The sequence below is a fragment of the Tenacibaculum ovolyticum DSM 18103 genome (assembly GCF_000430545.1).
Classification (GTDB): Bacteria; Bacteroidota; Bacteroidia; order Flavobacteriales; family Flavobacteriaceae; genus Polaribacter; species Polaribacter ovolyticus.
In genome coordinates this window covers 543,762-564,732 of record NZ_KE387163.1, presented here as the reverse complement: position 1 = coordinate 564,732, position 20,971 = coordinate 543,762, and the positions used below count along the sequence as shown (strand labels likewise).

The window sequence follows — 20,971 nt, the reverse complement described above, 5'->3', positions numbered from 1 at the left end:
TGTAATAAGATTTAAAACGTTAAAGAAATGTTAATGAAAATAGGGTTGTCCCTATTTAATGTAGGGGTAATGGGTATTGTGTTTTAATAACAAATTATGTTAATTTGCTAAAAATTAAAATGAAAAATCTTCAACAGATGAATACTTAATCTAAAATACCTCTATTTTTACTTTTTTTAAATTAATTTAAATAAAGTAAAAATGAAAAAAGTATTGGTAGTATTAGCAATGTTTAGTTTAGTAGTGTTAACTAGTTGTACAGATAACACTGAAGAAAATTTAGTAGAAAAAGAAAGACGAAATGAACTTATTGACAAAGATAAAGTTGAGACTCCAACTACAAAAGGGTAATAAATCATTCAAGTATTTAACTTTTGAAACATTGGGTAATGTTCTAATCTATATTAGTGGAATATTACCTTTTATTCATGTCCTTTTTCCTGACGATAAATTAGAAGAAAAATTTTTTGGATACTCTAGTATTCATAGATTTTTATATAGTGCAGGAACTCATGCTAGTTTACTTTTTTTAGTTTCTGGTCTATTAATTTTAATACCAATATTATCAAAGGATAATATTGAATTTTACAAAATAAATTTAAAATACTCTTTATTATCTCCTTTTATATGTGGAGTGTTTTTTATGTCATGGGTATTTATTCCTGGTGTAGATTTTAATATTTTAGCATATCTTTTTATTGGATTATGTATTTCTGCTATATCTGTTTTTCTAATTTTAAAATTAATGAATTACATAAAATTAATTAAAATATCTTTTCAGTACAAAGAAAGATTATTAGAGAAAGGTTTAGATTTTATTAATTCAGAAATAAAGAAATAGTACTGAATGAACAATAGAAAAAAAATAAAAGATTACAAAAAGAAATTACAAGACTTAGAAACACTTTCTTTTGAATACAAAGAGGGAAGAATATTATCAGGTGATTATAAAAAACAATTAACTGATCAAATAGAATTTGTAAAATCGAATAATATAAAGAACATTGAGTATAATATAAATAAAGATTTAAAAGAAATAAGAATTCTTAAAGAAATAAAGTTTAAATTAAATAACAATCTAAATTTAAATGATTTTGAAAAGAGCTACATTTTAATCAATATCTGATTTCAACATTTTAATTGCAATTTCTGTAGCTCTCTTTTCAATAAAAATGCTAAGTGCTTCATTCTTTAATAATCGCTCTTTATTATTTATAATATACAAAGACAGCTCATCATCAGATATATTTTCGAATTTAATTTCAGATGATTCTGGTAAATTAACATTATTTAACATTTCCCCTTTCCCTAAAAGAAACCATGTAGGGTTAATCTCAGGAATTTCACTTAAAACTTCAGTAATAATATCTTGAGAAATTGTAGGGTATTTTTTTGTTCTTGAATCTAAATTGAAAAGCCTATTCAATTTTTGTTGAGAAATCCCTTTTAATTTTTTAGAAAAATCACTCACATTACCATTACTACAAAAATCTATTATATCCTTTAGTCTATCATTAATCTCTGGTAAATTCATTGTACTTAAATGCTTGTTTTTTTTACGTAAATTAAATCATTTTTCAATAAAAATACTGAAATACTTGTATTTTACTGAAATGTATGTATATTTGTCTTCAACAAAACAAATATACATAAATAAGTGATATATGTTGGGTTGTAAGATTGTTCAGTAAAACTAAAAATGAGCTTTTATATCTCATTTTCAAAACGATTAGAAATATGACAACAGCGATAGATTGGGTAACAGCCAAAAAAATAGCGGAAGATACAGGAGTTTCAAGAAGTTTTGTTTTGAAGTTATTAGAAACTGGAGATATTAAGTTTTCAAAAAACGGAAATAGAAAAAATTCAGGGTTAATGATTTCAATTAGTTCATTCAATAAATATTGGGAAAATAACGGAATTGTAAAATAAAATAATAAAGCAATTTAATTTGCATTTAACTAACCGATAAAAGGGCATTAATCGGTTAAAAATACCAAAGGGATAAGTAAGAAAGCTTATCTAACAGTAACTCACAACATCGTTACTAAGTAACATTCTTAAAAGTTAGCCCTTTTCTAAAGTTGTGAGTTACTTTCTTTAAAAGATCATTAACATATTGGCAGAAAACGAAAGTCTTATTAAATAAAAAGCACCTGTTTAAAACAGGTGCAAAATTAATTTAATGATTTAGCAATCACTAAACCTATTGCAACACCGAATAAAATAGGAACGATAATATTATCGCCTTGTATTGAAACAGTATTGCATTTAGAACCATTACAATTACTGTATACAATTGTATTATTCATATATGTTTCCTATCAGATTTTCTTTTCTGCCATTAATTCAAAAACGCAAAAATTATTGCGTTATATATTTAGAATTAAGATCATTAACATATTGGCAGATTAAGAGAGTTTTATAAAGTTTGTAGTTTAGTTTTTCATAGTAAGTTCTTAGTCTGCCATTTTAATATTTAAACAATGAAAAAAGGGCAAATTACCAAACAAAATTGCGCAATTAAACCGCAAAACATTATTCAAGTTTTCTTTTCAGAAAAGCTACAAGTTTTTTACGTAAAAGGAAAAGCCAACCACTTACCAAATAGTAATTTTAAATCATTAATCACTTGTGAAAACAGTGTTTTTAACGAGTTTTTAAAATTCTTAGAAAAATTTAAATCTTCAGAATGTTTAGCATCCTATAAACTCTTAGAACTAAAAGGAAAATTAAATGAGTTTTTAATTAATAGAGCAGGTAATTGTAAAGTTGTAAATAAAGTAGCATAAAAATAAAGAAAGTGGTTAGAAATTTCGACCCTCTACCACTTTCTACCAAAGGAATAAGTATGATAAAACCAATCTTAAAAAAGAAAGATATAACACGTTATTTCCTATGAACAAAAATACAAAAAATAACGCAAACAAAACGCAAAAACGCAAACTAATACTTAATAGTATTGGTGTTTATAATGAGGCTGTTAAAGATAATTTAAGAAAACGTAAGTTAAACGCAGTAACCGAGCATACCATTAAACATTTTATTGATAATGCGTATAGAAATAAAGTATCAGATACACAGTATAATAAATCGGTAGAAGCGTTTAATGCTACACATGGTTTATTGCTACTTAAAAGAGGTAAAGAGCAAGAGTACGAGCAAAAACAGTACTCATATATAAACTTTCCGTACTTAAACCAAGCAGCTGTAAATGATGCAATGAATAACTTTAGAAAGCATAAAGAAATTTATAATGAAAAGGTTACTCAAGAAAACAAAAAAATAGCAGCTTATAACTTATCAATTGTAAAAACTACGAATAAAGAATTTCTAAGCGAAATTACTAAGTTTAAAAAAGAAAACAACAGGCTTTTTATTAGTGATTATAATAAAAAAGTAGCAGAGTTTAATGCCCCTTTAGCTTATAAAATTTTACCTAAAAAAAGAGAACAGACTTTAAAACCTTTTTCGCAAATGATGTTTAGAACCTTAGCGGGTTTTTATGTGTCGCAATTAAAAACTAGAAATTCATTTCTTCTACAAATGAATAAACCTACTTCTGTTTTAAAAAATAAGCTTCCTAAGTTAGAGATAGATCACAAGAAGTTAGCAGAACATAAAAGAGAAGGGTGGGCAATGTTAGGAATTTGTAAAAAAACAGCGCAAAACCACATTAAAAGGTTTAGAGAGGCAGGTTTATTGGTGAATTATAAGTTTATTAATTCAGAAAAACCTATTTCAGTGAATTTTAATCCTGAGATTTTAACCGTTTTAGAGGGAAATCCACCAAAATCACAAAACACTGATTTTCAATTTTTTAAATCTTCTAATCGGAAAGAATTACATGATAGTACTGATACTACTAGAACTAAATTAAAAGAAAAAGAAATAAAAGACTGTGCAAATAGCACAGTTCTCTATAAATGCGGTTCGATGCTGGCAAATGAACACGAAAGCAACACTGACGAATGTCCTGCGGACAGCTACGAGAACACCAAAGGGATAAGTAACAAAAAAGAAATTTCTTTCGGCGGCGAAAAAAAAATAAAACAGCCCGATTTTCTTAAAATATCAGAACCAAAGAGTAAAACCAATTTGCTAACCGAAAATTTTACTGCCAATTTTATAGATGAAACCCTATTGGCTGAAAAACTAGCTAGTGGTGAATTTAATAATTACAAAGGTTTAAGATATGATTACTTACAAAAAGTTGAACAGTATGCCCTTGTTAGTAATGAAGAGTTTAAGCAGATAGTAATTCAGGATTTTATTAAAAGTTCTGCTAAAATTTGGAAAAATCACAATGTTTATGTGGGGGAGTGGCGCAAAACTATCAATATTTTAAAAACACAAGTGTTTGCTAATATCGTTCACAAATTAACGGTTATTCAGAAACTAAAAGAATATCGTTGGAAACTTGAATTTGCTCGTAAATGGTTTGTTAAAAAGAAGGAAGTAAAGGCATTATTTCCGTTCGCATATTTTGATAAAACACGTACCAAATCAAATGAATTAGGTTTTTACGGGCTCCATTCAGTATGGAAAAGTCATTTAAAGTACCAGGAGAAAAAGGAAGCAGAAAGGAAAAAACAAATAGAAGATTCTAACATTAGAAAACGCAGATTATCATCACAAAAGAAGCTTACAAACGCAATAAAAAAATACGAATTAGGAAAGTTTAGTTACAAGCAATTATTCAATTACGTAAAAGATAATTTACCTCATGAATATCTTATTTCGCTACCCAATTTAATTAATAATCAAAATACAATTTTAGCATAAAAACCAAATAGCATGAGCCAAGAAAACGAATTAAAGAAATGTACTTGTGGAGCAAATAATAAAATTACTTGTCCGAATTGTAGCGAATTAAAAATGGTGATTCTTTTAAAAAATGGAAATAATGATTTAAAAATAGCGGGAAATGGTGGCAGAAAATTCAACCCTGTTTGGTACAACCATTTAAGTAAGAATAGAAAAAAAGCAAACATACTGGTAAACGCAATGTTTCGAAGGTTCGAGCAATCTAAATATGCAAAAGCTACCAACGTAGTAAATTTTTACAGTAATAGAACAGGTGATTTAGTAACAAGTATAAAAATTTAGTCATGAAAAAGAAATTGAATTTAAAAATAAACGAATTAATATCTCTTCGAAAAATCACAAACAAACTTTATGATTTAAACTTCTCATTGCTTGAGAAAGAAGAAAAAGTAGCGGTTTCAATAGGTTTGATATTGGCAGATATGTTTGATAAAAAATATAAAACCATTCAAAAGAAACTAGATCTATTTGAAGCAAAAAAAACTATCAAGTTCACTTTATATTTTTACGAAGCATGGGCATTAAAAAAATTATGTATCGAATTATACGGTATTGGAGATACTGATTATGAAAAGTTAGGTATTCAAAATGTAATAAATAAACTTGATCGTGATGGATGCTAATTTGAAACATATTTCAGAAAACAATATTCAAAAACTAAAAAACAAAATAGGGTTAAAATGAGTTATAAATTAGAAGATAAAATGACAAGTTTACGAGCAGTTTCTATTGCTGTTTTACTCTACATTTTTGGTTATGCTTTAAAAATTTCTGTACTACTTGTCGAAGTTTTAAACCCAATAATACCAAATATAATTGTAAAGTTTATAGCAGCAGGATTCACAGGAATAGCTTTATCAACTGGCTTATTAATAGTATCGGTTAACGATAAAAATAAATACACTCCTTATGTAATTGCGCTAATGGATGCAGTAATGTTATTGCTTGTATTTAATATTCTTAATTCAAAATCAATTAATGAAACTCTTACTTCAAGTTTTATAAGCTTTTTCATGGCTTTTATAGGGTATCAATTGATTTCAGTTTTTGTAACTAAATACAAGCAAACAATAAGCGAAAAGCAGCAAGCAATAAGCGAAATTAATATTGAGTATAGCGAATCATTACAAGAGCTTAACGAATTAAAGCGAGAGTTAAGCGAAGTAAAACAAACTACTTGCGGATTTTGCGAAAAAGAGTACTCCAGTAAAAATGCTTTAAACGCTCACATTGGCAGATGTAAAGAAAATCCTAAAAACAAAAAAGTAGCAGCATGATAAAAGATATATTAAATGAATGTTTATTGTTTAGAACAAAAGACAAAGTGATAAGAGTAATTGGAGCCATGATGTGGTTAAGCATCATACTAATAATAATAGCATTAAATCTGTAGCTATTCCGCTACGAACCAAAACGCAATAATTAACGCAAAACGCAAAAAGTAAGATGAAAACATTAACACAAGGTCACAAGTACGAATTGAAAGGATTTGAAAACGCAAAAATTACGCAAACAATCCAATTTATAGAAAAAGCACCAATTGGAGATACTACAGAATTAGAAACAATTAACGATGGTACCACAAACGAAGAAGTATTGGAAATGTTAATTGATAGAATGAATTATTTACAAGGTAGGTTCCCTTGCGAAGAAAATGCAATTGTAATTACGAACCTTCAGGAAAGTTTAATGTGGTTAGAAAAACGAACATCTGATCGTAAAAAAAGAAATGTAGAAGGAAGTAACAAAGCTTAAATAATCTGTAATTATCGGAATAAGGAATTTGTGAGAGGTTTTAACCGATACCCCATAGATAGAAGCAAATTTCAATTTAATAACGAAAGTTATGTAGTTGTTTAGAAGTGGATATAAGCGCACTAGGTGCGCTCCACTAAACAACATAAAAAGTGTAGTTATGGCAAAAATGACTTATTCAGATCTAATAGAGAAATTAGGCAAAATAGTAGACGATGGAGAAATGCTTTTAAGGGTTGAAGGCGAAATTGTTTACATAGACAGGAACGAATTTTATTTACAACAAATCAATAAAATTCAAAGATTATTACAATTATACGGTGAGTGTGATTGGTGGATTAAACCTTCAACAGTTTTGAAAGAAGGTGTTATGTATAAAATTTACATTCTAACTTATCTGTAATTTTTAGAATATGAAAGTAGTAAATCAATGGATAATCGAGAATAGGTTAATTGTAAAAACAGAAGACCAAAAATATTATTATGATGAAGGGAGAGGGCATTATAATGAAATAACAAAAGAAAAAGCTGAACAAAAAATAATCAAACAGTAGCTATTTCGCTACGTAAAAAAGACAATAAGATGAAAAAACAATTGAAGAAAGCAAAAATAAATATTGAATGTTTGGAAGATGATGTCTCTTTTTTAAGAGATAGAGTTAATGATATAGAAAATAGAGAGACAAGAAAAAAAGAGAATACAATGAAATTTATGAGGACAATTGTTTCTGTTTCACTTGTTTTTATAGCAATGGCTTGTATCTATAGTATCTTTTTTAAACAGTAGATTAAAAACTCCCTAAAAATAGATGAAAGCAAGCTTTGATGAAAACGGAAATTTTGAAATCATTCCAGAAAATAGCTTGGAAGTTTTCGCGTTAAAATGTTGGAAAGAAAAACATCGTTGGGGTGAATCTGAAACAAGACTTTCGGCGACAATAACTATTAAGAAGTTAACTAAATAACAGTAGAAATTAAAAGCGCAATTTTAGTATTAAAAAATAATATACAAGAAATATAAGATTTAGAATGACTAGAAGAATAGATTTATTTTTCCATAAAAAAAAGATGAATTTTAATAACGAACTACTCGGGTTAAGTAAAATATGCGATATAGTTATTAAAAACTCTGATGTTCTCTTCTTCATATAGCAAAGTTAGAAAATTCAATTTAAAAAATTAAACAGTAGGAAATATGAAGTATTTAGTAGCAATATTAGGATTAACAATTTGGTTATTAACGACAGTAATTTTAGTTTTTTCAATAATTGGAGTAATAGCATTAATAGCAGATGAATATGTGGGTATACCTAATAAATTATTAAGTGTGTTTGAAAATTAAAAATAGTAGATATAATGGAAAATAAAGTAATACTAAATAAAGAAACAGATAGCGAGGTTACGTTTAGGAGTTTTTCTGAAGGAAGAGTTCATTTAGAGGTGTCTAAATATACAGAAAATATTAGGCATATAATGTTAACAGAAGAGCAATCGAAAGAAGTATTATCATTTTTAGAAGATAAAAATAAAAGTGATATGAAAGGGAAGAATGAACTAACAAAAGAATTGTGGAAAGAAATTTCTAGTGATAAAAGTATCAGAATCACAAAGTACCAATTTAGTGTAATTGTCGAGAGGACTTGGAAGGAAGCTATAGAGTATAAAAACAAAAAGCAGTAATGAGCAGGCTTAAATTCATAGAACAACCGTATCATTCGCAAAAATGTGGACAAACATGTCTTTCGATGATTACAGGAAAATCCATTGACGAAATATGTAAATCTTTGGGTAAAGATTGGCTAACTAGTATTGATACTGATTTGCAAAATTTTTTAAATAGAAATGGTTATAAAACAAGACTAATAAGCGGTAAAAACTTAGCGTTTAAAGAAGTCATTGATAATAGCATTGTAAGAGTATGTTATCCAAATGGTAGCGGTCATTTTGTTTTAAAAACAGACAATAAAATATTAGATCCTTCGGTAGGTGTTATCGATAAAATGCTTGCATACGTTAAAATAACACATTATTTAACCTTTGAAAAGCTATAAAATAAAAAACCCACTTCTTGGAGAGGTGGGAAAATTGCTATGAAAAAGAAATGTCGAAATGAGACTCCGACATCATCAAATATAAAAATAATGCATCACAAAGCAATAAAAAAATGTAATAGTGTTGCAACAAAATTAACTTTTGTTGCAACAGTGCGTAAATGCTTTAGGCAACAGGTAAACCTAGTATTAATAAAAGTTTTAGTGAGTTAAAAATAAGTAAATCAACAAAACAGCAACAAGGTTACAACAAAAGTGCAACAGCAAATCAACTTAACTGCAACAAATAATTAAACAATGGAGTCTCAAATAAACTACCCAAAATTAATGGGAACAAAAAAGGAATTAGCAACTTACTATTGGAAACTTTCTAGTCGATTTTTACGAGAGACAATTAACAGAATAATTTCAGAATCTAGACAAATAACGATAGATGAAGCTAAACGTAAAAAAACCATAACTCCACGAGAATTTAAAAAATTTGTAGCAGAAATTGATGGAATTTAGTAAAAGTATCCTAACGAAAGCTGACGAATCCTAACGAATCCTAACGAAAGCTAGCGAATCCTAACACCTCCATTTTATAAGCATACATATTTGCATTGATATTGATTTTAAGAGTCAGTATTAATAGCAATATATGAGTATAGCAACATTAAATTCAGCATTGTATAGAAAGGTGAAAACGCATACTAAGTATGACCGTTATTTCACTAAAACACCTTGTAGATCTACTTTTTTGGGAGATTATACAACAACAGGTGGAATGCAGCAAATGGTTGAATTGTCTTTTAAATATAAAGACTTTACAAAAGCAATTTCTAAAAAGTTAAAAGGACGTAATTTAAAAGAAACTGTTGCAAACATCTATCAATTTGCTTACGATCATATACAGTACCAAGCTGATGGGTACGATCAACAATTACGAAGTCCTTCATGTACATGGAACGTACGTTTAGAAGGCGTTGACTGTAAGAGCTACAGCCTTTTTGTAAGTACAATACTTACGAATTTAAATATACCTCATTCCTTTAGAAAAGTAAAACAACCCTCTTCACCTTCAAGATGGTCGCACGTATATGTGCAAATTCCTTCTGGCAACGAAACATTAATTATTGACCCAACAAAGCGGGTAAACACAGAAGTAAATTATACACAAAAAGAAGATATGGAAGTAACATTGCCTTACCATGCATTGCATGGGTCAGTAGAAAGTTTAATGAATTTAGAAGAGGATTTAATACAAAAATCTATTGGAGAGTTTAATAGGTATTTAAAAAGATTATCAGAAGAAGGAGTCCCATCTCAAACAGTAAGAGAAATTAAAAATGCTGTTCGATTTGCTATTGAAACTGGTAACGATCCATCTTTGAAAATAACTAAGGAAGCGTTTATTATAAATGGCCAAGAATTTTATCTAACCTCGCGATCGAGCGGTTTAGGCATTGTCTTGAGTGAAGCGATTGGTGTGTTTTCAGATTTATTTGGGCCAGAAGATAGAGGGAGTGTTTTAGCAAGAGCAGATCGCTATATAAGAGAAGGTTATACGAAAGCGACCAATATTTTAAACACGCAAGGAATGCAACCAGCTATTAGTTATTTAGATGCACAAATTTCGAAGAATAGAGCCTTGTACAGAAAATACACATCTGGTAATTCAAAGGCAAAACACAAAAGAATGGCAGATGCTTATGAAGAATTTAAGAAAAAGCTTTTAGTAAGAAATCAGACCTTTTTGAATCAAGGTACGTCTACCTCTAACTCTAATTCTAGTTCTAATACAGGGAGTAACACTTCTACTACTGTTATAGATGGCTTTGTAAAGTTAACCAATGGCTTGTTTAAGAATTTAGAAACAGGGCAGGTTGTAGTTAATCCTAATCAAAGTGGATCAAATACAGTGATACCAAATACAGATAAAGGTAAGAACTCTAATAAGATGAGTACAGAATCTAAGATTGCAATAGGAGTTGCAGGTGCTGTTGCTATAGGATCGATAATTTATGTCTCACAAAAAAATAACACTCAAAACAACAAGTAAAAATGAATTTTAAATTTAATCAGAAAGACGCCATTGATTCTACAATTACAGGAGTTGCTGCCATAGGTGGAGCTACTGCTTCAAAAGGAATCATGGGGATTGTTCCAGAAGGCGCAAAAAAGCCAATTGTAAGAGCAGGGATATCATTGTTAACGCTTGCAATTGCCAGTGGAATACAAGGAAAAGACACTTTAGCAAAAGCCTCTAAAGGCGCTTTGTTAGGTATCTCAGTAGAACAAGGACTTACCTCAGTTTCAAAATTAGTTTCTCCAAGTGTAAAGGATACTCCAACAACCAAAGGAGAAAAGTTTATTGCTGCCATTGCGGGAATGAATGGAGGAGATGAAGACATGTATCAGTCTACATTAAATATTCCACAGTATGATTGGAATTCAAACGATGTGTTTGAAGAAGTAGGAGATACAGCCAAAAGTAAATTATTAACAAGTGATTTTAAAGCATAAAAAAAATGAATAGCACAGTTTACAACATAGACGCCCAAAAAGCTGCAATAAAAGCAATTTTAGTAGCAAATGAAAAGAAATTAAGCCCACAATTTATAGGTGATTTTTCGAATCATAGAATCAAGATTTTAAATGGAACTCCAATTTTAAGAAAGGAAATTAAGCCTTCAATGGGGATTCAAAATTTAATTGATGAAGACACACGAAAAGTGGTTGGCGTATCAGATTTTTCTGAAAAAGTAATTTCAAATACAGAAGTTTTAATTATTGAGAAACTAAGAGTAGGGTATTGTACGAATCCAAATCCTAAAGCGGAGGCTTTAGGAGCTTATAAAAATGCATTGCCTGTTGCTTTTAGAAATGCAACTTTCAGAATTCGTCAAGATGGCGATGTTGTTTATGAAACTGGTTTATCAGATGTGTTTAACAGATATACAGGTACTTCTTTAGAAGATGATTATGTTCAATTAAAAAATCCAGTAACATTAGTTGGTGGATTAGAAATCAAATTTGAATTAGAGTTTGGAAAAGGAGCTGAGGCACATAAAACAGAAATTGAGTATTTAGAGCTTGGTTTTGGTGGTATAAAACTATCTCGTTAAGCGTTAATTAATATTCAAATAACAAAAAAGCTCTTGCTTTTAAGTAAGAGCTTTTTTTTTAAATTTTTCAGATGAAAATCAAATCAAAAGTAGCAAACATTAAAATTGTTTCAGGTACTAATAAAGACTCTAAAACAATACACATAGAAAAAGGTACCGTTTTAAAATGTGCTTTGTTCGTAAATGGTTCTCTACCAAGTGAAATTGTCAATGTAAAAATTGAAGATGCAAGTACAGGTGATGAATTACACCCGTTTATTACTTACCATGAATATCAACCAACCAATGGAAACCATTTTGATAGTAGAAAAGATATGCATTTTGATGGAAATAGAGATGTGAAAATCACAACGCAAGCAATGGGGGATTTAGCTGCGGATTTCAACTTTCAAATGATATTTTATTATAATAAAGCATAAATTAAATGGAAGAGGTAAAAGGTAAGCTTATTGAAGATATAATTACAAATGATAAAGATTTTCAACTTGAAAACCTGCAAAATATCTATTTCAAAAATTTTGGAGAAAAAAACGTAATGATTGGTCAATATCTTTTAAGGCCAGATCAAGAAACTTACATACATACAGGAAATATAACCTTAGAATCTAAGAATCTAGAAATTGTTTTTACAGATGGTATGGGAATAAAACAAGAGTTGTATGTACGCTATATAAAAGTACCAGAATGTACATGTGATTAATTAAATGACCACCGATCAAGATGCAAAACACATTAGAAGAAATAGTTGATTTTTTAAAAGCAGACCCCCGTAATTCTATAGATATTTTCAACTACGAAAATCAAGATGAAAAATACTATAAAAAACTTTCCTATGCTGATTTAACAGGAAAATCGAGTTCTCTAAAAGATCTTCTGTCTCAATTACACTATACACACAACCTAGTAGCTTTAGGCATACAGAAATTTAAGCCTAACGGAAGTTCAAAACGCAAAGTTGATTTATGTATAAGAATTAATAGTACAGAAAACAAAATGCCAGAGAAGGTGGTTCATGAAACAGTGCGTGCAATAGAAAATCAGCCAACTATTGCACCGCCTGTTTCTAATTTAAACTATTACCAACAAAATCAAGGTATGAATGCATCTATGGGAATGTCGATGCCAGAGGTTATAAAATTGCATACTACTGCTGCAGCGCACGAGACATTAAAAGAAAGGTTTAGTGATTTAAAAGCAAAACACACAAGGCAAGAATTAAAGTTTGATGAATTGTCTTCTGAAAACAGAAAGCTAAAGGCAGCTATAGAAATTGCAGATCAAGTAAAGGAATTGGCGTTAAAAGAAGAACGCTTAAATAAAAAACCACTGATTGATCCTACTGTAATTAATAAAGCCCTTGAAATGGCGGGTAATTTTTTACCAGAAACAGCTTCAGTCGGTATGGCTGCGCCAGATATAACTGAAGGATTATCCGAAGATAAAAAAGCCTTTGTTCATTTAATAAAATCTAACAATATAAATGATGCGTTCGCAAAGCAACTATCATTTTTAGCAGTAGCAATGATGCGCGTAGCACCATTTAAAACTGAATTAGAAGAATTAATAAAAAAACATAACATACAAGAATTGGTAAAATAATGGGGAGTTTTAAAGTAGAAGTATCAGGAAAAGACATTGTGGATAAAATGAATCGTCAATCGGCTTTAGAAAAAATAGACAAACATGGATCAACAGAAGCATTGATTCTTTTAGCTGAAATGGTAGGAAAGCCAGGAGCAAGTGAAAAGTTTGTTAAAAACGGTAAAATGTTAAAAAGCTTTATTTAAACCAAAAGCAATGAAAAATCAAGGAATGGGAAACCCTTTAGCGATCACAGCAGCAACTACAGTAGTAAATTCAAAAGAAGGACAAAAAGCAATTGGACAAGGAGTGAATGCGGTTAAAGTTATTTTACTTGGTTTAGGAATTATTGCAGGATTACGCTTGGCAAACAACCAATATAAAAAGCTACGAGCAAGCAACTTTGCAAGAAATAATGCAGGGAATCCGAACTTAACAGCAGCAGCTATTATTTACGAATCATTTACAAGAATAGGTTTTCCAGAGTCAAGCTTATTAAGCATGCTGATTTCATCTATAAATATTTCAACAGATGAAGCAGCGTTAAATGATATTGCCACCAAGGTATCGAATATCAAAGCGGTATCACATGCTTATTATATATTATTTGATCGTAATTTATTTACAGATGTTCGTAAAGGATTAGATACTGAAGAGCTAAAACGATTTTGGAGCATTATTAGTTCGAGTTCACAAAATGATGTCACCACTTTATACCCTATAGGAAGTACCCTTTATTGCGCCGATAAAAACGGTATTACGGTAAATCAAGCAGTAAAAGAAAATGGTGCATGGAAAGGCACTGGTGTTTTTTATGATAAGCTAAAGTTTAGGGAGGAAGTAGGAAAGGTAATTGCGCACGGAGTATACACCTACAAAGATAAAAGTAAAGAAAATTACAACACCAAAGAAAATTACTACATCATTGAAGCATATTTCTGGTCACTGCCATTTACTAGAACAGGCGTAGTTGTACAGCATCAAGTAACAAACGAAAAAAAATAAAAAATGTTTACTAAGCAAGGAAAAATAATAGATGAAACAGGTATGGGAATACCTGGAGTACATATTTCCGTTGAAGGCAATCCTACATTAGGAACTACGACCGATATAGATGGGAATTACTCTTTATTAATAGGAAGTGAAGCAAAACTAAGCTTTTCGCATTTAGGTAAAGGAATTAAGACAATTGAAGCTTCAGCAGTACCCGAAGTATTAAAACTGGATGCCAGTTTTGATATGCTAGACGAAGTTAATTTAGACATACCACCACCCAAAAGTTATCTCGGATGGAAGGTTTTTGGAGGTATCGCAGGGACATTATTACTGTTTGATTTGTTATCAAAGAATGATGAAGAAAAAAAAGAAAAGAACGTTAAAAAAGTAGTTTTATAATGGCGAGTTACGAAAAATTTAAAACCTCTATTCAGCGACATGAAGGAGGGTATTCAGAAATAGAAACAGATTGGGGTAATTTCAATTCTTTAGATGAGTTGGTAGGTACAAACTATGGTGTTTCAGCACGTTTTTATGAACTGGTAATCGATCGACCACCAACAAAGCAAGATATGCTAAATATTACCCAAGAACAGGCGCACATGCTATTTAAAAATGAGTTTTGGGATAAGGTTCTAGCCGATTATATCGATAGCCAAGAAGTTGCCGAAATGATTGTAGATCACGCAATAAACTCCTCTCCATATAGAACTACAAAAATAGTACAAGCTGTTTTAAATAAAGAGTTCGGAAAACACTTAAAAATAGATGGTCAATTTGGAGTAAAAACATTAGCAGCAGTCAATTCAGTAGCTTTTAAACAGCTATTTATTGAAATAGGATTGGCAAGAAAAGTGTACTATGAAGGTCGTCCAGATTTTAACCATCATGGTCCAAGTTGGCTAAGAAGAGTACGCTTGTTATCTAAAAAATTCAACATCATTATTAAAAAAAAAGTAGCCTGCTAACCGTTTTCCTTCTCTTAGGTATTGGCTTTGGAATTTATAAAATAACACAACAAGACAATGCAAGAAATGTTTGATTTTTTAGGAATAAAAATAAGTTTATTAATAACAGGAGGAATTTCAGGAATTATAGGCGCTAGAGCAGAAGATAAGAAAGGATTTTTAAATTATCTCTTTCGTGCTTTTGGAGGTGCCATGACAACGACTTACATAACCCCAATGTTGGTGGATTCTTTTCATTTATCAGAAAACTCATCTTATGGAGTAGGTTTTTTAATTGGATTAACCTCCATGAATTTAGTGCAGGTACTTTTAAAAATATGCTCAGATGTTGAATTTATTAAAACCATGATACCTACAAAACGATGAAAAATTTTACAAAATATATTTTATTAATACTGATTGTTTTCCTACTCCTTTTTAATTTGAAAACATGTTACAAGCCAGTATCAATAACTACAGAAAAAACAACGATTACCAAGGAAGTAGAACAACGAAAAGATAGTATTTCACACGATACTATTTTTAATATAAAAGAATTAGTGGTCTATGATACTATCAGAAAAACGATCGTTGAATATGTTAAGCAACCCCGTAAGAAAAACGAAGTTTTAAAAGAAGTTGTAAAAAGTAAAGACACGTTTAATCTATCAAATGCAACGGTGTATTCGACAATTTTTGCAGAAGGAAAAGTTTTAAAACACGATTTAAAAGTTATTACAAACGATTCCATAATCACCAAAATTATAGAAAGAGAAGTATTTACAGAAAACACAAAAAACACCTTGTTTTTGAATGTAAGTCCATTATTGAGCTTTAATAGTTCGCTTATAGGAGCTGAAGCAGCGATTGATTACACCATTAAAAACAAATTTAGAATAGGCGCAGGCGCAGGACTTTTAAATATACCTGGACTAAGCAATACCGCTTTTTATAAAATTTCAATAGGCATCCCATTAAATTAAATCATGGAAACAACAAAACTACCAAACAAAAAAGCAGCAGAAGAGAGCTCTTTCCCTACAGGATTAGTTACCGCTGTAATTATTGCAATTATCGGCGTTACAAAATATAATAAGTTCGTCAAATTCATTGATTCTGTACGATTTAGAATTGTGTTAGTTCAAAAGAATCAGCAAGCGATTACATGTTTTATAAGTCCCTTAAGTTGTCTTAATATTCCTTATAAAATAGAAAACATTGAATTGTTTTTGGATAACCATATTTGGAAAGTTCAAGGCTGTGAATTGCATAAAAAAATAGTAGCAAGCTCACACATTCCAATAGTATTAAAAGCAATTGCAACAAGCAATAAAACTCCAAACGAGTCAATCATGGCGGTTACCTATTCTTTTTGTGGATTTACATTTAAAAGAGGGTATCAGCCTGAAATATTGAGAAATGAAAACGAGCAAAAACCAACTTCTTTTCAGCAAGTATCAAGACCAGACCCACACCAAAAACCTTGTAGCTGTAAAAATAAACATGCATCATGATGAGTAGAGTTATAAAAATAGAGAAAGTAAATAATATTACCCTGGTAAGCATTACCGAAAAAGGAAACACCCAAACGAGTTATTCATCTATTAGAAGAAATGTAACAAAACATTTAAACGGTGTGCAAATTCAACCAGATCCAGAAGAAGCAGCCTTTAATAATTTTTATATTGATTTAGATGAATTAGAAGATTCTTTCGGGGCAAAAACACCAGAAGCGTTAATTGCACAATTTGCTGTACGAGGTTTTTTTAGTGGCGGCGAATCAACTATTGATAAAACAATTGATTTATCAGGGAGTTCTTTAAAATTTGGTACGATAAAAATAGTACCTCCTGTATCAAATATATTACAGTTATTTGGAGCGTTACGCAGGCCATCAGCAAGTAATGTTTTTTACCTGTGTGAATTAAATGGAAGTGTAATATTTGTACATGATACCTCTAAGGGAGCTTATAATTTTGATAAAAGAATGCAAGGAACAAATAGGCTTTCTATAGATTCTGAAAACGCTGATGCAATAGATAACTCATTAACCAATTTAAGATTAGATTTAAGTACAGCAAGGTATCGTGTTTATAACTTGGATTATTCAAATTTTGTATTGGGTACCGATTTGCTTTTAAATGAGACCTACGATTTTAATTTTTATTTAACGATATCAGGAGCTTCTTCATCTACTGATTTAGCGTATACTCAAGCTTCTGAAAATGGTTTTGTAAATTCTAGTACAGGAGAGAGTGCAATAATCCCTTTAGCTAATGTTGATTACGCAGGGTTAATGCCGAATGATTTTATAGAGACAGGTACTTTTCAACCGTTTCTTGTTAATTTAGTAGCTGTCGCTAATGAAACTCCAGATACATTTACTTATGATGCTTATGGTATGTATTATAGGATAGGTAAAGTATTACATTTTGAAATAACTATCTTAAATATTAATACGCAAAGAAATGGAGCTCGATCAGGTAATTTTATAATAAAAGGCTTGCCTTATTTCATGTGGTTAGATGTAGCTAAACAACAACCTGTGTTTTCTGATATGCATATTTCTGGATTAGATACCGATTTAAAAGATTTGTTTTACAACTTTACAGTAAGCAACAGTCTTGAACTGGTTTTGCAAGGATATAATAGTGTAAACGATAGGAATCAAACACTAAGAGAAGGGATGAGTTATAGATTTACAAACGGTAAAATACAGGTAAGAGGTACTTATTTAATATCGACGATTAATAATGATGCCATTATTAATAGACAAATATAACAATAGATAATGAGCCTATTATAAATCACGTAGGATTTTTGTTTTTCTCATTATTAGGAATGCTGTTAATAAAGCTTTGGAGAAAAAAGAATTAAATACTTTATAAATGAAAAAAAAAGTAATCTTAGGATTAGTTGCAGGAATAGGGATTTACACAGCTGTAAAGTACCAAAGAGTAAAGGAATCAATAAGTGAATTGGCTATAAAAATTAGTGGAATAAATAATTTAAAAGCAAATTTTACACAAATTCGATTTAATTTATCTTTTGTTATTCATAACCCAACCAATACTCATATTGGAGTTAACACTTATAAGCTTTTAAGTTTAAAGCAAATTAAGTTCTATAACAAAACTAGCAATGCCTATTTAGGTACGGCAAATGTAAATTTCTCAAATATTCAGATACCTGCAAAGCAGACTTTAGAAATTAAAGATGTACCCACAGTTTTACCTGTAAAAAACATTTTATCAAATTTAAAATTATTCAAAGGTAATATAGAAGAAAACTTATTGATTAAACTTCAATTTGAATCATTAGGAAAGCAATTTGAATTAACAGCTTAATACATTTATGTTAGAATCACTTATTCAACAATACAACGCATTAGATAATACCGAAGTAACTAGAGTTTTTTTAACCACTTTTTTAAAACAATTAGCCCTTGTAAAAAACACAACTAAAGAAGCTCGTTTTATGCACGGTAAAATTCAAAGCATTTTAAAAGAATTTACTGATGATGAATTTTTTATTGAGTTGTCAAAAAAAATAAAAACGATAGACGTTACGGAATTACAAGGAATGGGAATTCCGTTGTACAACAGACCCGTAAAAGATGTTGCTTTAGGGTTAAATGGTAAAATTAATGCTGTAGACATTTATCAGATGATCACTGATAAAATGATTGCTTTAATAGAAGAAGTCACCGGACACGGCTACCAAAAAAAATGGCAAGAAACGATTAACGAATTTATGTACCCGGTTAACTTTGTATCAAAGAAACCATATAGAGGAATCAATCATGCGCTTTTAACGCTATTTGGGATGGAAAGTTTTGAGAACCCTTACTTTTTAACCTTCAAGCAAATTGAAAAACTTAAAGGTAAAATTAAGAAAGGATCAAAAAGTCATGAGGTTGTTTATTTTACAAAGTTGTTTGTGTTTCAACAAGATGTGCCTAAATTAAAGATAGGAACTTACGATGTGAAAAGATTTGTTGCGTATATCAACAAACATAAAAGTAAAATTAAGTACTTCCAAGAAGGAGGGAGTTTAGATTCCTTTATTTATAAATCCACAGTTCCATTATTAAGATACTACCGTGTATTTAACGGATCAGATATTGAAGGAATAGATTTTAAATTAGATGAATACCGAAAAGAATTTGCAAAAACAGCTAAAGAGAAAATTACAACAGCTGAAGCAATTGTAAAGGCATATCCAAAACCAAATCCACCGTTAAGACATGGTGGAGATAATGCCTATTACACCCCTATGAAAGACTTTGTGCAAATGCCTAAGTTAAATGACTTTGATACTAAGGAGGATTACTATAGAACGTTGTTTCACGAGTTTATTCATAGTACAGGCCATAAAAAAAGATTAGATCGTTTTGTTCCTGGTGCAAAGTTTGGAAATGCGGATTATGCAAAGGAAGAATTAGTAGCAGAATTTGGTGCTGTTTTTTTAAGTGCAGAAGCGGGTATTATGTGGCGTAATAATTCTAACCATGCAGAATATATAAAGAATTGGAAAAGTGCTTTAAAACATCTAAAAGACGATAATAAATTAATTTTTAGAGCAAGTTCACAAGCGCAAAAGGCAACGGACTTTATTTTGCAACGAGACGAAAACGGCATTCCAAAGTATTTACATGGATTATTAAAAACAGCAAAAAAGAAAACACCAGGAATAACAAAAAAGAAAACAGCAAGGCAAAAAGAAGCTGTAGGAATGTATGCGCCAGAAATTGTTGTTAATTTACCACCAGTAAAAGAAGTATTTCTTAGTTTACCACCAAAACAAGCAACAATTGTTGCAAAACCTGTTGCAACGTTGCAACAAAATGAAAAAGAAGAGGCTGTTGCTTTAAGTCCAGTAAATACGGATGTTTCAGAAGTTGTTGCAGAAAATAAAACACCTTTGTTGCAACAAAACAACAACTTTGTAACAAAAAATCAACAAGAATCAACAAAACCGCAACAAGTGTTGCATGAACCTAAAAAAGCAATAACAAAGCAAAACAAAAACGTTTTATCTACTTCAGATATTAATAATATGACTTTTGATACGTTGCCTTTTACAGGGGAGTGGGCTAGTTTTATGCAAGAACCTGCAAAAACAATGAAATTAGTAATTTGGGGGAAGCCTAAAAACGGTAAAACAGCAGGAGCAACAAAACTGGCAAATTACTTGACTAATTTTGGTAGCATACTTTATAATTTTGCAGACCAGGGAATAAATAAAAATACAAAAGACTTGTGGAGGTTATCAGGATTATATGAAAAGGAGAATGCTTTTCTTTCTGAAGCAAGAGAAATAAAAGATCTTGAAAAATTATGTGCAAGTGGTGATTATGATTTTGTTTTTATCGATATGATAAATACGTATATTCATAGAACAGGCATGAAGCCTCACGAGTTTGAAGATAAGTTTATTAAGAAGTACCCTAATATTTCGTTCATTTTAATTTTTGAAGTAACCAAGTCTGGGAATTTTAAAGGAGACCAAGGATGGACGCATTTACCTGATGCATTAATTACGGTTGATAGTTTTGTAATGCATAACCAAGGACGTTATGGAGTAGGTGAGTATGTTGTTTGGGAGGAAGGTTTAAGAAAAGTAAACCCTAAGAAATATAAAGAGTATTTTGGTGAAGAGGAGGAAGAAAAAGAAATCGTTATAGATTTATAAGTGCAACTACAAT

At 30.3% G+C, this 20,971-nt stretch carries 36 protein-coding genes; 34 read left to right on the top strand and 2 right to left on the bottom strand.

Going from position 1 to position 20,971, the window contains the following annotated elements; translation table 11 throughout:
- Positions 1-201 precede the first annotated feature (201 nt).
- The 3 genes from H518_RS21165 to H518_RS0112645 are packed head-to-tail and all read left to right on the top strand — an operon-like array spanning position 202 to position 1,126.
- Positions 202-351: a hypothetical protein gene (locus H518_RS21165; protein WP_155995223.1), complete on the top strand. Its 150-nt coding sequence runs from the start codon at positions 202-204 to the stop codon at positions 349-351.
- Entirely contained in the window at positions 326-841 is a 516-nt protein-coding gene (locus H518_RS0112650; RefSeq protein ID WP_162143111.1) for a hypothetical protein, read from the top strand. Before H518_RS21165 ends, H518_RS0112650 begins: the two co-directional genes overlap by 26 nt.
- 6 nt (positions 842-847) lie before the next feature.
- Complete coding sequence (locus H518_RS0112645; RefSeq protein ID WP_028889402.1) at positions 848-1,126, top strand: hypothetical protein; 279 nt, start codon at positions 848-850, stop codon at positions 1,124-1,126.
- On the opposite strand, the gene H518_RS0112640 is transcribed toward H518_RS0112645, so the two are convergent.
- Positions 1,112-1,534 carry a hypothetical protein gene (locus H518_RS0112640; RefSeq protein WP_028889401.1) on the bottom strand — a complete coding sequence of 141 codons (423 nt, stop codon included), beginning with the start codon at positions 1,532-1,534 and terminating at the stop codon, positions 1,112-1,114. The genes H518_RS0112645 and H518_RS0112640 overlap by 15 nt on opposite strands.
- A 203-nt stretch (positions 1,535-1,737) precedes the next feature.
- Here H518_RS0112640 and H518_RS0112635 point away from each other — a divergent pair, with 203 nt between their 5' ends.
- Positions 1,738-1,932 (top strand): helix-turn-helix domain-containing protein, encoded by a 195-nt coding sequence (locus H518_RS0112635; protein ID WP_028889400.1) that lies wholly within the window; start codon positions 1,738-1,740, stop codon positions 1,930-1,932.
- A gap of 245 nt (positions 1,933-2,177) precedes the next feature.
- On the opposite strand, the gene H518_RS21500 is transcribed toward H518_RS0112635, so the two are convergent.
- Complete coding sequence (locus tag H518_RS21500; protein WP_262509220.1) at positions 2,178-2,312, bottom strand: hypothetical protein; 135 nt, start codon at positions 2,310-2,312, stop codon at positions 2,178-2,180.
- A gap of 174 nt (positions 2,313-2,486) precedes the next feature.
- Between H518_RS21500 and H518_RS0112630 the strand changes: the two genes are divergently transcribed.
- The 30 genes from H518_RS0112630 (at position 2,487) to H518_RS0112485 (ending at position 20,958) form a co-directional block, all read left to right on the top strand.
- Positions 2,487-2,792: a hypothetical protein gene (locus H518_RS0112630; RefSeq protein ID WP_028889399.1), complete on the top strand. Its 306-nt coding sequence runs from the start codon at positions 2,487-2,489 to the stop codon at positions 2,790-2,792.
- Positions 2,793-2,898: 106 nt separating this feature from the next.
- Positions 2,899-4,785: a hypothetical protein gene (locus tag H518_RS0112625; protein WP_028889398.1), complete on the top strand. Its 1,887-nt coding sequence runs from the start codon at positions 2,899-2,901 to the stop codon at positions 4,783-4,785.
- A 12-nt stretch (positions 4,786-4,797) separates the two neighbouring features.
- Positions 4,798-5,109: a hypothetical protein gene (locus H518_RS0112620; RefSeq protein WP_028889397.1), complete on the top strand. Its 312-nt coding sequence runs from the start codon at positions 4,798-4,800 to the stop codon at positions 5,107-5,109.
- 2 nt (positions 5,110-5,111) lie between these two features.
- On the top strand, positions 5,112-5,450 hold the full coding sequence (locus H518_RS0112615) for a hypothetical protein (RefSeq protein ID WP_028889396.1): 339 nt from the start codon (positions 5,112-5,114) through the stop codon (positions 5,448-5,450).
- A 57-nt stretch (positions 5,451-5,507) separates the two neighbouring features.
- On the top strand, positions 5,508-6,104 hold the full coding sequence (locus tag H518_RS0112610; protein WP_028889395.1) for a hypothetical protein: 597 nt from the start codon (positions 5,508-5,510) through the stop codon (positions 6,102-6,104).
- Between the two features lie 169 nt (positions 6,105-6,273).
- Positions 6,274-6,582: a hypothetical protein gene (locus H518_RS20555; protein WP_051263761.1), complete on the top strand. Its 309-nt coding sequence runs from the start codon at positions 6,274-6,276 to the stop codon at positions 6,580-6,582.
- Between the two features lie 160 nt (positions 6,583-6,742).
- Complete coding sequence (locus H518_RS0112600; protein WP_028889394.1) at positions 6,743-6,985, top strand: hypothetical protein; 243 nt, start codon at positions 6,743-6,745, stop codon at positions 6,983-6,985.
- Between the two features lie 10 nt (positions 6,986-6,995).
- Positions 6,996-7,136: a hypothetical protein gene (locus tag H518_RS21160; RefSeq protein ID WP_155995222.1), complete on the top strand. Its 141-nt coding sequence runs from the start codon at positions 6,996-6,998 to the stop codon at positions 7,134-7,136.
- Between the two features lie 29 nt (positions 7,137-7,165).
- Positions 7,166-7,369, top strand: a complete 204-nt coding sequence (locus tag H518_RS0112590; RefSeq protein WP_028889393.1) for a hypothetical protein — start codon at positions 7,166-7,168, stop codon at positions 7,367-7,369.
- A 22-nt stretch (positions 7,370-7,391) separates the two neighbouring features.
- Entirely contained in the window at positions 7,392-7,547 is a 156-nt protein-coding gene (locus H518_RS21155; RefSeq protein WP_155995221.1) for a hypothetical protein, read from the top strand.
- 230 nt (positions 7,548-7,777) lie between these two features.
- Positions 7,778-7,924 (top strand): hypothetical protein, encoded by a 147-nt coding sequence (locus H518_RS21150; RefSeq protein WP_155995220.1) that lies wholly within the window; start codon positions 7,778-7,780, stop codon positions 7,922-7,924.
- A gap of 14 nt (positions 7,925-7,938) precedes the next feature.
- Complete coding sequence (locus H518_RS0112575; RefSeq protein WP_028889392.1) at positions 7,939-8,262, top strand: hypothetical protein; 324 nt, start codon at positions 7,939-7,941, stop codon at positions 8,260-8,262.
- A gap of 65 nt (positions 8,263-8,327) precedes the next feature.
- Positions 8,328-8,633, top strand: coding sequence for a hypothetical protein (locus H518_RS0112570; RefSeq protein ID WP_028889391.1), 306 nt, complete (start codon positions 8,328-8,330; stop codon positions 8,631-8,633).
- Between the two features lie 297 nt (positions 8,634-8,930).
- Complete coding sequence (locus H518_RS0112565) at positions 8,931-9,140, top strand: hypothetical protein (RefSeq protein WP_028889390.1); 210 nt, start codon at positions 8,931-8,933, stop codon at positions 9,138-9,140.
- A gap of 133 nt (positions 9,141-9,273) precedes the next feature.
- Entirely contained in the window at positions 9,274-10,674 is a 1,401-nt protein-coding gene (locus H518_RS0112560) for a transglutaminase-like domain-containing protein (RefSeq protein ID WP_028889389.1), read from the top strand.
- Between the two features lie 2 nt (positions 10,675-10,676).
- Entirely contained in the window at positions 10,677-11,138 is a 462-nt protein-coding gene (locus tag H518_RS0112555; protein WP_028889388.1) for a hypothetical protein, read from the top strand.
- Between the two features lie 5 nt (positions 11,139-11,143).
- Positions 11,144-11,740 carry a hypothetical protein gene (locus H518_RS0112550; RefSeq protein ID WP_028889387.1) on the top strand — a complete coding sequence of 199 codons (597 nt, stop codon included), beginning with the start codon at positions 11,144-11,146 and terminating at the stop codon, positions 11,738-11,740.
- Between the two features lie 71 nt (positions 11,741-11,811).
- Positions 11,812-12,159, top strand: coding sequence for a hypothetical protein (locus H518_RS0112545; RefSeq protein ID WP_028889386.1), 348 nt, complete (start codon positions 11,812-11,814; stop codon positions 12,157-12,159).
- Positions 12,160-12,164: 5 nt separating this feature from the next.
- A complete protein-coding gene (locus H518_RS0112540; RefSeq protein ID WP_028889385.1) occupies positions 12,165-12,440 on the top strand; it encodes a hypothetical protein in 276 nt (91 codons plus the stop codon).
- Between the two features lie 20 nt (positions 12,441-12,460).
- Positions 12,461-13,339: a hypothetical protein gene (locus H518_RS0112535; RefSeq protein WP_028889384.1), complete on the top strand. Its 879-nt coding sequence runs from the start codon at positions 12,461-12,463 to the stop codon at positions 13,337-13,339.
- Positions 13,339-13,527 carry a hypothetical protein gene (locus tag H518_RS0112530; RefSeq protein ID WP_028889383.1) on the top strand — a complete coding sequence of 63 codons (189 nt, stop codon included), beginning with the start codon at positions 13,339-13,341 and terminating at the stop codon, positions 13,525-13,527. Before H518_RS0112535 ends, H518_RS0112530 begins: the two co-directional genes overlap by 1 nt.
- Before the next feature lie 10 nt (positions 13,528-13,537).
- The gene (locus tag H518_RS0112525) at positions 13,538-14,326 is read left to right on the top strand and encodes a hypothetical protein (protein WP_028889382.1); all 789 of its coding nucleotides are present in this window, start codon (positions 13,538-13,540) and stop codon (positions 14,324-14,326) included.
- 3 nt (positions 14,327-14,329) lie between these two features.
- The gene (locus H518_RS0112520; RefSeq protein WP_028889381.1) at positions 14,330-14,716 is read left to right on the top strand and encodes a carboxypeptidase-like regulatory domain-containing protein; all 387 of its coding nucleotides are present in this window, start codon (positions 14,330-14,332) and stop codon (positions 14,714-14,716) included.
- Positions 14,716-15,285: a glycoside hydrolase family 108 protein gene (locus H518_RS0112515; RefSeq protein WP_028889380.1), complete on the top strand. Its 570-nt coding sequence runs from the start codon at positions 14,716-14,718 to the stop codon at positions 15,283-15,285. The genes H518_RS0112520 and H518_RS0112515 overlap by 1 nt, the downstream gene beginning before the upstream one ends.
- 57 nt (positions 15,286-15,342) lie before the next feature.
- Positions 15,343-15,651, top strand: coding sequence for a hypothetical protein (locus tag H518_RS0112510; RefSeq protein WP_028889379.1), 309 nt, complete (start codon positions 15,343-15,345; stop codon positions 15,649-15,651).
- Positions 15,648-16,247 (top strand): hypothetical protein, encoded by a 600-nt coding sequence (locus tag H518_RS0112505; RefSeq protein ID WP_028889378.1) that lies wholly within the window; start codon positions 15,648-15,650, stop codon positions 16,245-16,247. Before H518_RS0112510 ends, H518_RS0112505 begins: the two co-directional genes overlap by 4 nt.
- 3 nt (positions 16,248-16,250) lie before the next feature.
- Positions 16,251-16,778, top strand: a complete 528-nt coding sequence (locus H518_RS0112500) for a hypothetical protein (RefSeq protein WP_028889377.1) — start codon at positions 16,251-16,253, stop codon at positions 16,776-16,778.
- Positions 16,778-18,046, top strand: coding sequence for a hypothetical protein (locus H518_RS0112495; RefSeq protein ID WP_028889376.1), 1,269 nt, complete (start codon positions 16,778-16,780; stop codon positions 18,044-18,046). Before H518_RS0112500 ends, H518_RS0112495 begins: the two co-directional genes overlap by 1 nt.
- A 106-nt stretch (positions 18,047-18,152) precedes the next feature.
- Positions 18,153-18,611: a hypothetical protein gene (locus H518_RS0112490; protein WP_028889375.1), complete on the top strand. Its 459-nt coding sequence runs from the start codon at positions 18,153-18,155 to the stop codon at positions 18,609-18,611.
- Positions 18,612-18,618: 7 nt separating this feature from the next.
- Positions 18,619-20,958 carry an ArdC family protein gene (locus tag H518_RS0112485; protein WP_028889374.1) on the top strand — a complete coding sequence of 780 codons (2,340 nt, stop codon included), beginning with the start codon at positions 18,619-18,621 and terminating at the stop codon, positions 20,956-20,958.
- Positions 20,959-20,971: the final 13 nt, after the last annotated feature.